The sequence below is a fragment of the Pararhodobacter sp. genome, from assembly GCF_034676075.1.
Lineage (GTDB): Bacteria > Pseudomonadota > Alphaproteobacteria > Rhodobacterales > Rhodobacteraceae > Pararhodobacter.
This window is the reverse complement of sequence record NZ_JAUCCQ010000142.1, coordinates 1-10,400: the sequence shown is the minus strand read 5'-3', so window position 1 is coordinate 10,400 and position 10,400 is coordinate 1. Positions and strand designations below refer to the sequence as shown.

The following is a 10,400-nucleotide window of genomic DNA, read 5'->3' as shown; positions in this document are numbered from 1 at the left end:
GCGGAAGCGGGGGTTTTGCACCCCCGCACCCCCGCAGCGTATTGAAGGCAGAATGAAGGGGCGCGGCCCCGGGACGGGTGGCATGGCGCAGGACAGCATCTTCATCGGTGGCGGCGGCGAGGGCTATGCGGAGCCCGAGGAACTGCTGCTGAAATACGGCAACCGCCACGGGCTGATCGCCGGCGCCACGGGCACCGGCAAGACCATCACCATGCAGATCATGGCCGAGGAATTCAGCCGGGCGGGCGTGCCGGTGTTCCTGACCGATATCAAGGGCGACGTGGGCGGCATGGCGGTGCCGGGGACGCCGAAGGACAGCTTCCAGCGCCGCGCCGATCAGATCGGGCTGGGCGCGCTGAGCTATGCAGCGATGCCGGTGGTGTTCTGGGACCTCTTCGGCCAGTTCGGCCATCCGGTGCGGACCACCATGGCCGAGATGGGGCCCTTGCTGCTGTCGCGGATCCTGGAGCTGACCGAAGCGCAGGAGGGGGTCATCAACGTTGCCTTCCGGCTGTCGGACGAACAGGGCTGGCCGATCCTCGATCTGGCCGACCTGCGGGCGATCCTGCAGTTCCTCGCCGAGAACCGCGAGGAGATGTCGGCGCGGTACGGCAATGTCACCACCGCCTCGATCGGGGCGATCCAGCGGCGGCTGCTGGTGCTGGAAAACCAGGGGGCGGCGAATTTCTTCGGCGAGCCGGCGCTGGACATCAAGGATCTGATGCTGACCACGCCGCAGGGTCAGGGCCGGGTCAACATCCTGCATGCCGCGCGGCTGATGGAGACGCCGCGCCTCTATGCGACCTTCATGCTGTGGCTGATGTCCGAGCTCTTCGAGGAATTGCCCGAGGTGGGCGATGTCGAGAAGCCCAAGTTGGTGTTCTTCTTCGACGAGGCGCATCTACTGTTCGACGGGGCGCCCAAGGCGCTGGTCGACAAGGTGCAGCAGGTGGCGCGGCTGATCCGTTCGAAGGGCGTCGGCGTCTATTTCATCACCCAGAACCCCGATGACGTGCCCGAGGATGTGCTGGGGCAGCTGGGCAACCGCGTCCAGCACGCGCTCCGCGCCTTCACCGCCCGCGACCAGCAGGCCCTGCGCCGCGCCGCCCAGACCTATCGCCCGAACCCCCGCTTCGATACCGAGGCCGCGATCCGCGAGGTCGGCGTGGGCGAGGCCGTGACCTCGTTCCTGGAGGCCAAGGGCGTGCCCGGCGTGGTCGAACGCACGCTGATCCGTCCGCCCGCCAGCGCCATGGGCCCCTGCGACGAGGCGATCCGGCGGCAGGTGATCGTGTCCTCGCCACTGGCCGGGAAATACGACACCGCGGTGGACCGCGATTCGGCGCATGAGATGCTGGCGCGGCGGGCCGACCAGGCGGCGCGCGAGGCGGAACGCTTCGACCGGGACCGCGGCGAGGAAGAGCATTCGCGCGGGCGGCGCTATTCGCCGGGCGGATCCTCGCGGTCGCGCCGGGTCGAGGAGGAGGACGAGGCGCCGCGCCGGCGGTCCACGACATCGCGCAGCCGCTCGTCGCGGTCGGATACGGTGATGGACGCGTTCACCAAATCCGTCGCCCGCTCCATCGGCACGCGGGCGGGCAGCGCCATCGTCCGGGGCGTGCTGGGCGGCTTGTTCCGGGGCCGGTGATGCGGCCGCCGGTCCCGATCCTGCGCAGTTTCGACGAGGCCCGGGCGCGGGAATTCTACGTCGATTTCCTGGGCTTCGCGGTGGTCTTCGAGCATCGGTTCGAGCCGGGGCTGCCGCTTTACATGGGGCTCAGGCAGGGCGAGTGCGTGCTGCACCTGTCCGAGCATTTCGGCGATGCCTCGCCGGGGGCTGCGCTGAGGATCGAGGTGCCGGATGTGGACGCGTTCTGCGCCGCGCTGAACGCCAAGGGCTATGCCAATGCCCGGCCGGGGGTTCAGGCCCAACCCTGGGGCTCGCGCGACATGGCGGTGAGCGATCCGTTCGGGAACAGGTTGGTGTTCTGGTCGGAGGGGTGAGGGGCTGTCACTGAATGAGCGGGCGGTGTGGGGCGGAGAGCAGACCTTCGCTGCGCTGGCGAGACCTTTGGGGGGAGATGCTGGCCAGAGCGGCCGTTCGCCGCCACGAGTGCTGATGACGGCTCATCGAACGAAGCGGACGCTGGCATTTGACAGGCCATTGTCCGCTTCGCGTGCCTCAGAGTTTGTTGATCGAATTTCCACCGTCCGCGAGCAACGCGGTCCCGGTAACGAAGGACCCATGGTCGGACAGAAGGAAGAGAGCGGCCCGCGCAATCTCGGACGGCTCAGCCATGCGCTTCAGCGCGTGGAAACCCCGCACGATCTCATGATAACCGGCATCCTCACCAGCCATCGGCGTCATGGTGCCTCCAGGCAGGAGCGCGTTGACGCGGATGTTCTCGGGCCCATGTTCCGCCGCCAGGACCTGAGTCATGCCGATCAGGCCCGCCTTTGCCGCTGCATAGGCGGCCATGCCGGGCAGCCCGATCGTATGCCCGACAAAGGAGGACGTGAAGACAATCGAGCCGCCGCCGCGTTTGCGCATTGCCGGTATCTGATGCTTTGCCGCATAGAATCCGCTGTTGAGATTCACCGCCATCACTTTGTGCCAGTTGCTCTCATCCATACCGGGGACCGGTCCGATGTCTCCTGTTGTGCCCGCATTGTTGAACGCACCATCAAGACCACCGAAGCGCTCTTCCGCACGTTGCACCAGCGCTTCTGCATACCCGTTTTCCTCAACGTCTCCGGCGATGAAATCCGCTTCGCCACCGTCAGCCGAAATCTCGTTGACGATCGCCTCAAGCAGCTCAGCACGGCGCGCACCGAGGACAAGTCTTGCGCCCTCCGCCGCGAAGAGCTTTGCAGCCGCGGCTCCGATGCCGCTGCTTGCGCCGGTAATGATGATCGTCTTTCCTTCAAGAAGCATTTTTGTCTCCGTCTGATGATGTACCTGAGACTGCTTAAGCAATGCCTTGCTGGTCGCTCGACCCGCTTCTTGCGCAAACGCCCTCGTTCGAGGGGCGACATCAGTCATTCGATTTATGGTGCGGTTTTCCGGAGGTTGCGCTCTTTGCAGCTGTCCGCTGCGCTCGTCGTGAATGGCAGCTTCGACAGGCCGCGTTGCAGCATCATGAGCCGTGGCTGACCAACCGTTCAGGGCCGAAACCCGCCTCCCCTACCCCTGCGGCGTCATCGCCTTGCGCTGCTTGGCCCGTTCCAGACCCAGCTGCCGCTCGCGCCAGATGATCAGGATCCCGGCCGAAACCACGATCGCCGCGCCGATCAGCATGGTGCCGGTCGGAACCTCGCCAAACACCCAGTAGCCGATCGCCAGAGCCAGCAGCATCGAGGCATAGTCGAAAGGGGCGATCAGCGAGGCGTCGGCTTCGCGGTAGCTGGAGGTCAGGAAGATCTGCCCGACCCCGCCGATCAGCCCGGTCAGGATCAGGATCCCCGCCTCGGCCGGGGTCGGCAGGGCCCAGCCGAAGGGCAGCGTGAAAAGCGCGAGGCCGGTGGCGGTGATCGAGAACCAGAAGACGATGGCCGAGGTCTCTTCGGTCATCACCAGCCGCCGGACCGTCACCTGCGCCAGCGCCGCGCAGACCGCGCCGGTCAGCGCGAACATGGCGCCCAGAGCCTCGGCCGTGCCCACGTCGCTGCCCAGCGTCAGGCGCGGCGAGAGGACGATCATCACCCCGGCGAGCCCGGCGAAGACTGCGGTCAGGCGGAAGAGCCGCACCTCCTCGCCCAGAAACATCGAGGCGAAGATCACCACGAGGAGCGGCGCGGCATAGCCGATGGCGGTGACCTCGGGCAAAGGCAGGAAGGCGAGGGCCGCGAATCCCATGCCCATGGCCATGGTCCCGACCATGCCGCGCCACAGATGTCCCAGCGGTTTGGAGACCTTGAGCCCGGTGCGCAGCTCGCCCCGGAAGGCCAGCCAGGCGAGGATCACCGGGATGGCAAAGAGCGAGCGGAAGAAGACCGTCTCGCCCGGAGGGATGCTGTCCGAGAGCGATTTCACCAGGCTGGACATGACGATGAACAGCGTGACCGAGATCAGCTTGAAGACGATGCCGCGGATCGGTCGCATGGGGGCGCCTCGGTTCTGAACAGGTGCAGTATCCCATCGGCGGAGGGCAGGAGCAAGGCACGGAAAGGCGTGAATTTCCCTCTGGACACCGCTCGCGGCGTGACGTAGGACACGCTCACCCGAAAGCGATGCTTTCCCCGGTGCCCGGGTAGCTCAGGGGTAGAGCAGTGGATTGAAAATCCTCGTGTCGGTGGTTCGATTCCGCCCCTGGGCACCATCTCCTCCCCCTTCGGAAATTGATGGCGGTAGAGGCGCTTTTGCGCCTGGTTTCCGCGGCTGCGGCCCGTGTGGGCCCTCATGCCGCCTGAAAACCGCAACGGCCGCAACGCCCTGTCGGGGCGGCGGCCGTCGGGGTGGCTTGCTGGCCGGCGTCAATGGGCGCTGACCGGCTCCAGGTCATTCTCGCGCGCGACGAAGAAGGCGGTGCGGCGGTCCTGGGTCAGGGCCAGGCATTCGCCCTCGTGGTTATGGACGCCCCAGACCTCGGTCCCCGAGGGAACCTGGGCGCGGATGTCCTGCGGCAGAGTCGCCACGTCGATCTGGCGGATATAGGCGATCTTGCCGTCCGGGACGAAAGGATAGGGGGTTTGCATCTGTGCCTCCTGTCAGCCGCGGGTGATGGGAATGTTGCGCACCACGGTCTCGGGCTCGCGTCTCTCAAGGGTAACCTCGAGAAGCCCGTTGTCGAGCCTTGCGCCCGACACTTCGACCCCTTCGGCCAGCGCGAAGACGCGGCGGAACTGGCGCGTGGCGATGCCGCGATGCAGGAAAACCCGCTCGGCGCCCGGATCGTCCTGCTGGCCGCGGATCACCAATTGCCGGTCTTCCAGCGTGATGGCGATGTCGTCGGGGCCGAAACCCGCGACGGCCAGGGTGACGACGAAACGGTTGGGTTCGACCAGTTCGATGTTGAAGGGCGGATACCCCTCGGCCCCGGCGCGGGCGGTGCGTTCGACCAGCCGCTCCAGCGGCTCGAAGCCCAGAAGCAGGGGATGCGAGGGGAAGGCGAATTTGGTCATGGGTCTGTCCTGATGCAGCGACATAGGTCCCGGTTCCCGCAGGCGGCAAACCGGGCTCGCCCCAAGATATGGGCATGCCCGCGCTCCCCTGCAAGAGCCGCGAAGGCTTTGCTTGCACGGCAGAAAGCCGCTATTGTCGGGGGGAACAGGATCGAGTCGCAGCCATGAATGCCCCCACCGAATTGAGCCATGAAGAGGTGCTGCGCGTCCGGCTCGAGGTGCTCCGGCGCGAGCACCGGGACCTCGACGAGGCGATCGCGGCGATGCACGACCGCGGCACCGGCGACGAGCTGGCGATGAAGCGCCTGAAAAAGCGCAAATTGTCGCTGAAGGATCTGATCCAGCGCATCGAGGATGAGCTGACCCCCGACATCATCGCATGAGGCCGCTGGCCCTGGCGCTGCTGCTGGCCCTGCCGCTTCCGGCGCAGGGCTGGACGCTGGCGCGGCTGCCGGTGGCGGGCGGCACCCTGCTGCGCCTCGACGCGGCGGGCAGCGCCTTTCTCTGCGACGAGGGGTCCGGGCAGGTCGAGCTGTGGCTGGCACGCGCGGCCAGTGCCCATGCGCCGGGGGCGGCGCTGACCGCGACGCTGGGCGCGGGCGCCCGCACGTGGGAGGTTCCGGCGATGGTGGTGCGGGACGATGGCTTCGACGGGATCCGGGCCGAGATGGCCGCCGACGACCTGTTCTGGCCGGCGCTGCTTTCGGCCCCGGCGCTGGCCGTCACGCTGCCGGGGCTGGCGCGCTGGACCCTGCCGCTGACGGATTTCGCCGCGCCGGGCGCCGGTTTCCTGACCGACTGCCGGGGCTGAGCCACGCTCACAAGCCGGTGCGCGGCGGCCGAAACACTGGCGGGAACCGGCGAACCGGCGCAGGATGGCACCGACCGCGCGGATTGGGCGCGGTGCCTGTCCGTTCAAGACCGCCTTTCAGCCCTCGGAGATTTCCCATGACGCGCGCCTTCTTCCTTCCCTGCGCCCTCGCCGCCCTTCTGCCCCTCTCTGCCGCGGCGCAGGAGGAGGACTTGCAGTGGATCTACAACCGCTATGTGGCGGAGAACCCCCTCGATACCTATCTGGGCCTCGTCTACGGCATCCCCGAAACCGACGCGATGCGGGCTTCGATGACCTGCGCCATCGGGGCGAACTGGATCTATGCCGCGGTCGATCTGGGCGCCGATGTCGAGGGGCTGGTGGATGAGGCCAGCGCCACGGTGGCGCTGAACGCGGGCGGGCGGGACTTCGTCGAGCAGGGCAGTGTCTTTCGCCACGAGGAAGGGATCTGGGGCGTCTCGCTGGCGCTGGAACTGAGCGATCCCTTCTGGGCCGAACTCAGCCGCGGCGGCGTCCTGACCTACCGCGTGAACGACCGCGCGCCGGAAACCCTGCCGCTGGACGGGATCGGCGCGCCGCTGCACGCCTTCCTGGGCGATTGCGTCAACATCGGGGATCTGCCAGCCGATGCCGCCGGGGCGCCCGCGGGCAAATAATTCAGAGACTTCCCTGCCAGAGGGTGACCCGGGTGCCGCCCATGTCGATGGCGGGCTCGGTGGCGGTGAGGCTGAGCCCCGCGGCCTTCACCAGCCCGGCGTCGGGCGACACGAGGCCCAGTTTCCAGCCCCGGAACCGCTCGGCCAGCGTCTTGCCCAGCGCGCCATACAGCGCGAACAGCAGTTTCCGGTCGCCGATCCGCGCGCCCCAGGGCGGGTTGACGACGATCAGGCCGGGGGGCAGCCCCTCAGGCGGGATCAGGTCACTGACCGGCTTGCGGTCGAACTGGCACCAGCCGACGACCCCCGCCCGGGTGGCGTTGGCCGTGGCGCCCTGCACCGCCCCCTGATCGCGGTCCGAGCCGAAGAAACGCAGCGCGGGCGTGGTGGCGGGGGTTTTCTTCAGCTCGGCGAAGGCCTTGGCGTCGAAGGTCTTGAGATTCTGGAAGGCGAAGGCACGGTCCCGGCCCGGTTGCAGCCCGGCGGCGATCTCGGCCGCTTCGAGGATGAAGGTGCCCGAGCCGCACATCGGATCTACCAGCGTCTGCGTCCCGTCGAAGCCCATCTGCAGCAGGATCAGCGCCGCCAGCGTCTCGCGCATCGGCGCCTTGCCGGTGAACTGCTTGTGCCCCCGCTTGTGCAGCGATTCGCCCGAGGTATCGAGGCTGATGGTGCAGAGGTCGTCCTCGATCCGCACCTTGACCGTCAGCGGCGCATCGGCGGCCGTCGCAGCGCCGACCGTCTCGCGGATCGCGGTTTCGACGCGCTGGGCGGCGGCCTTGTGGTGGTAGATCTTGGATTTGTGGCAGGTGGCCTCGACCCGCACCGGCACATCGGGGCGCAGCAGGCCCGCCCAATCGACCTTGCGCGACCGCTTGTCGAGCTGCGCGAGGTGCATCGCCCGGAACTCGGCGATCCGCGCCAGGACGCGGGTGGCGCCGCGCAGTTCCAGATTGGCGCGCCAGACCTCGGGCCAGCCGCCCGCCACCGTCACCCCGCCGGGGACGACGCTGACGCCCTGAAAACCCGCCGCCCGCGCCTCGTCGGCGAGAATGGCATCCAGCCCGGGGGCGGCGACGAGGAAGAAGCTGTCGATCATGCCCCCCCATAGCCGCAAAGCCCGCGCGCCGCGAGGGTCTTTGCATCAGGCCCGTCTTTGCATCGGGTCTGGTCCATGCTAGGGCGCGCGCAAGCAACCCGGAGGGGCAGATGGCCGTCGACGTCGGAATCATCATGGGCAGCCAGTCGGATTGGCCGACGATGCGCGAGGCGGCGGCGATCCTCGACGAGCTGGGGATCAGCTACGAGGCGAAGATCGTCAGCGCCCACCGCACGCCGGACCGGCTGTGGGCCTATGGCAAGACGGCCGTCGAGCGCGGGTTGAAAGTGATCATCGCCGGTGCCGGGGGTGCGGCGCATCTGCCGGGCATGATGGCCTCGAAAACCCGGGTGCCGGTGGTGGGCGTGCCGATCCAGACGCGCGCGCTGTCGGGCGTCGACAGCCTTTATTCCATCGTCCAGATGCCGAAGGGTTTTCCGGTCGCGACCATGGCCATCGGCGGCGGCGCCAATGCCGGGCTGATGGCGGCGCAGATGCTGGCGGTGAACGACCCGGCGCTGGCCGCAAGGGTCGATGCCTGGCGCGAGGCGCTCAGCGCCTCGATCGCCGAGGAGCCCGCCGATGAATGAGGCGCTGCAACCGGGCGCGGCCATCGGCATTCTGGGCGGCGGGCAGCTGGGGCGGATGCTGTCGGTCGCCGCCTCGCGGCTGGGGCTGCGGACGCATGTCTACGACCCGGGCGCGGAACCGCCCGCGGGCCATGTCGCCGAGAAGGTGACGACCGCCGCCTGGGACGATGAAGCCGCCTTGCGCGCCTTCGCGGGCTCGGTCGATGTCATCACCTATGAATTCGAAAACATCCCGGCGGCGACGCTGGACCTGCTGGAATCGCTCTGCCCCGTGCGCCCCAATCGCCGGGCGCTGGCCGTGTCGCAGGACCGGCTGACGGAGAAGGACTTCCTGACCGGGCTGGGCCTGACCACCGCGCCTTACCGCGACGTGCCGACGCTGGCGGCGCTGGAGGCGGCGATTGCCGAGATCGGGCCGCAGGGCATCCTGAAAACCCGCCGTCTGGGCTATGACGGCAAGGGACAGGCGCGGCTGAAGGGGCCCGGGGACGCGGCCGGGGCCTATGCCGAAATGGGCGGGGCGGAGGCGATCCTGGAAGGCTTCGTGCAGTTCACGCATGAAGTCTCGGTCATCGCCGCGCGGGGCGTGACGGGCGAGGTCGCCTGCTTCGACCCGGGCGAGAACGTGCACGAGGCGGGCATCCTGCGCACCACCACCGTCCCCGCGCGTCTGGCGCCGGGGCAGCACATGGACGCGATCCTGCTGGCAGGCAAGATCCTGAACGCGCTCGATTATGTCGGCGTCATGGGGGTGGAGCTGTTCGTGACGCCCAAGGGCCTGGTGGTCAACGAGATCGCGCCGCGGGTGCATAATTCGGGCCACTGGACGCAGGCGGGCTGCACCGTCGACCAGTTCGAGCAGCATATCCGCGCCGTGGCGGGCTGGCCGCTGGGCAATGGCCAGCGCTATGCCGATGTGGTGATGGAGAACCTGATCGGCGACGATGTGGCGAAGGTGCCCGCGCTGGCGAAAGCCGCCGATGTGCAGATCCACCTCTATGGCAAGGGCGCACCGCGTCCCGGCCGCAAGATGGGCCATGTGAACCGGATCACCCGGGGCTAATCCTTTCCCCTTGCCGCAATCCCCCGGCCCGGCCATCTTTCCGGGCAAAGAGGGAGGCAATTCATGGCGAAGACAATCATCATCGAGGCCCATGGCGGGCCCGAGGTCCTGACATTGGTGGACCGGCCGGTGGGCGAGCCCGGGCCGGGCGAGATCCGCATCCGGCACAAGGCTATCGGGCTCAATTTCATTGACTGCTATCAGCGCTCGGGCCTCTACCCGATGACCATGCCCGCCGCGCTGGGGCGCGAGGCGGCCGGGATCGTCGAGGCGGTGGGCGAAGGCGTCACCCATCTGAAAGTGGGCGACCGCGCCGCCTATGCCGCCGCGGTCTCCGGCGCCTATTGCGAGGAGCGGGTGATGCCCGCGGCGCAGGTCTGCCCGCTGCCCGAGGGCATCAGCTTCGAGGAAGGCGCGGCGATGATGCTGAAGGGAATGACGGTGGAATACCTGTTCCACCGCACCACGCCCCTGAAAGCGGGCGACACCGTGCTGTTCCATGCCGCCGCCGGGGGCGTCGGCCTGATCGCCTGCCAATGGGCACGCTCGGAGGGAATCACGCTGATCGCAACCGCCGGGTCGGACGCGAAGTGCCAGCTGGCGCTGGCGAATGGGGCGGATCACGCGATCAATTACGCGAGCGAGGATTTCCCCAAGCGGGTGATGGAGCTGACCGGCGGCAAGGGCGTCGATGTGGTGATGGATTCAGTGGGCGCCTCGACCTGGCAAGGCTCGCTCGACAGCCTCAGGCCCTTGGGCATGATGATCTCGTTCGGCAGCGCCTCGGGCCCCGTGCCCGCCTTCACGCTGGCGGCGCTGGCCGGGAAATCGCTGAAGGTGACGCGGCCGACGCTGTTCACGCATATTGGCCCGCATGAGGATTGCCAGGCCATCGCCCGGCACCTCTTCGACAAGGTGCTGTCGGGGGATGTGACAATCCATATCGACCAGCGCTTCCCGCTGGAAGACGTGCGCGCGGCGCATGAGGCGCTGGAGGCGCGCAAGACCACGGGATCGACCATCCTCACGGTGTGAGAAG

13 protein-coding genes and 1 tRNA gene are annotated in these 10,400 nt (G+C 68.0%); 9 read left to right on the top strand and 5 right to left on the bottom strand.

Annotated elements, in window-relative coordinates; all coding sequences use genetic code 11:
• Positions 1-82: 82 nt before the first annotated feature.
• Together VDQ18_RS21035 and VDQ18_RS21030 are read left to right on the top strand one after the other, a co-directional pair.
• A complete protein-coding gene (locus VDQ18_RS21035) occupies positions 83-1,648 on the top strand; it encodes a helicase HerA-like domain-containing protein (protein ID WP_323022830.1) in 1,566 nt (521 codons plus the stop codon).
• Entirely contained in the window at positions 1,648-2,004 is a 357-nt protein-coding gene (locus VDQ18_RS21030; protein ID WP_323022829.1) for a glyoxalase superfamily protein, read from the top strand. The genes VDQ18_RS21035 and VDQ18_RS21030 overlap by 1 nt, the downstream gene beginning before the upstream one ends.
• Positions 2,005-2,182: 178 nt before the next feature.
• Here VDQ18_RS21030 and VDQ18_RS21025 read toward each other — a convergent pair whose 3' ends face one another.
• Positions 2,183-2,935 carry an SDR family oxidoreductase gene (locus VDQ18_RS21025; RefSeq protein ID WP_323022828.1) on the bottom strand — a complete coding sequence of 251 codons (753 nt, stop codon included), beginning with the start codon at positions 2,933-2,935 and terminating at the stop codon, positions 2,183-2,185.
• Positions 2,936-3,184: 249 nt separating this feature from the next.
• Positions 3,185-4,102, bottom strand: a complete 918-nt coding sequence (locus VDQ18_RS21020; RefSeq protein ID WP_323022827.1) for a DMT family transporter — start codon at positions 4,100-4,102, stop codon at positions 3,185-3,187.
• A gap of 142 nt (positions 4,103-4,244) precedes the next feature.
• On the opposite strand from VDQ18_RS21020, the gene VDQ18_RS21015 reads away from it, so the two are divergent.
• A tRNA-Phe gene (locus tag VDQ18_RS21015) sits at positions 4,245-4,319 on the top strand.
• 154 nt (positions 4,320-4,473) lie between these two features.
• On the opposite strand, the gene VDQ18_RS21010 is transcribed toward VDQ18_RS21015, so the two are convergent.
• Positions 4,474-4,695: a DUF1150 family protein gene (locus tag VDQ18_RS21010; protein ID WP_323022826.1), complete on the bottom strand. Its 222-nt coding sequence runs from the start codon at positions 4,693-4,695 to the stop codon at positions 4,474-4,476.
• A 12-nt stretch (positions 4,696-4,707) separates the two neighbouring features.
• Positions 4,708-5,121: an Hsp20 family protein gene (locus VDQ18_RS21005; protein WP_323022825.1), complete on the bottom strand. Its 414-nt coding sequence runs from the start codon at positions 5,119-5,121 to the stop codon at positions 4,708-4,710.
• 164 nt (positions 5,122-5,285) lie between these two features.
• Here VDQ18_RS21005 and VDQ18_RS21000 point away from each other — a divergent pair, with 164 nt between their 5' ends.
• The 3 genes from VDQ18_RS21000 (at position 5,286) to VDQ18_RS20990 (ending at position 6,609) form a co-directional block, all read left to right on the top strand.
• Positions 5,286-5,504 (top strand): YdcH family protein, encoded by a 219-nt coding sequence (locus VDQ18_RS21000; protein WP_107755126.1) that lies wholly within the window; start codon positions 5,286-5,288, stop codon positions 5,502-5,504.
• Positions 5,501-5,932: a hypothetical protein gene (locus tag VDQ18_RS20995; RefSeq protein WP_323022824.1), complete on the top strand. Its 432-nt coding sequence runs from the start codon at positions 5,501-5,503 to the stop codon at positions 5,930-5,932. The genes VDQ18_RS21000 and VDQ18_RS20995 overlap by 4 nt, the downstream gene beginning before the upstream one ends.
• Positions 5,933-6,069: 137 nt before the next feature.
• Positions 6,070-6,609: a hypothetical protein gene (locus VDQ18_RS20990; protein ID WP_323022823.1), complete on the top strand. Its 540-nt coding sequence runs from the start codon at positions 6,070-6,072 to the stop codon at positions 6,607-6,609.
• Position 6,610: 1 nt separating this feature from the next.
• Here the strand turns inward: VDQ18_RS20990 and VDQ18_RS20985 are convergent, their stop codons facing one another.
• Positions 6,611-7,708 carry a class I SAM-dependent RNA methyltransferase gene (locus VDQ18_RS20985; protein WP_323022822.1) on the bottom strand — a complete coding sequence of 366 codons (1,098 nt, stop codon included), beginning with the start codon at positions 7,706-7,708 and terminating at the stop codon, positions 6,611-6,613.
• A gap of 110 nt (positions 7,709-7,818) precedes the next feature.
• Here VDQ18_RS20985 and purE point away from each other — a divergent pair, with 110 nt between their 5' ends.
• From purE to VDQ18_RS20970, 3 genes are all read left to right on the top strand, one after another.
• Positions 7,819-8,298 (top strand): 5-(carboxyamino)imidazole ribonucleotide mutase, encoded by a 480-nt coding sequence (gene purE, locus VDQ18_RS20980; RefSeq protein ID WP_323022821.1) that lies wholly within the window; start codon positions 7,819-7,821, stop codon positions 8,296-8,298.
• Positions 8,291-9,361: a 5-(carboxyamino)imidazole ribonucleotide synthase gene (locus VDQ18_RS20975; RefSeq protein WP_323022820.1), complete on the top strand. Its 1,071-nt coding sequence runs from the start codon at positions 8,291-8,293 to the stop codon at positions 9,359-9,361. The genes purE and VDQ18_RS20975 overlap by 8 nt, the downstream gene beginning before the upstream one ends.
• A 63-nt stretch (positions 9,362-9,424) precedes the next feature.
• Positions 9,425-10,396 (top strand): quinone oxidoreductase, encoded by a 972-nt coding sequence (locus VDQ18_RS20970; protein WP_323022819.1) that lies wholly within the window; start codon positions 9,425-9,427, stop codon positions 10,394-10,396.
• Positions 10,397-10,400 lie beyond the last annotated feature (4 nt).